Raw genomic sequence first — 383 nt, forward strand, 5'->3', positions numbered from 1 at the left:
TCACTGGATGGATGCAAGCGCTTTATTGATTTCCAGCATCATTTTCTCATCGGATTCTCTGTGCGCCTGACACCAGTGCTTGAAGGCACTTTTATCATCGAAGGTCTGATAAGCGAGCTCTGATAGCAAAGCCCTGGCGGATGTCAGAGCCATCATCTGATTGGGATGAATGTCTCTCTCAGCCATCATGGCTTCAAAACAGTCTTTGAGCGAAGTTTCCAAACGATTGACTCTGCTACCCGGCGCCTGCAACCGCTGCTGAAGATAAGCAATAAACTGCGGGGTTTTCTGGGCATCTTTCAGATAGCGACTCACCTCACTGACAAAATCCTCAAGAGAGTTCGGCTTCCCGATCAATCCCAAACCTTTCCCCACCTGTTTTC

At 48.6% G+C, this 383-nt stretch carries 1 protein-coding gene; it reads right to left on the minus strand.

Features of this window, described 5'->3' with window-relative positions:
* Positions 1–383 (minus strand): hypothetical protein (locus tag CWC28_RS22200; RefSeq protein ID WP_171038373.1); only part of this gene is annotated, 383 nt, incomplete at its 5' end.

The sequence above is a fragment of the Pseudoalteromonas sp. S4492 genome, assembly GCF_005886115.1.
Lineage (GTDB): Bacteria > Pseudomonadota > Gammaproteobacteria > Enterobacterales > Alteromonadaceae > Pseudoalteromonas > Pseudoalteromonas gelatinilytica.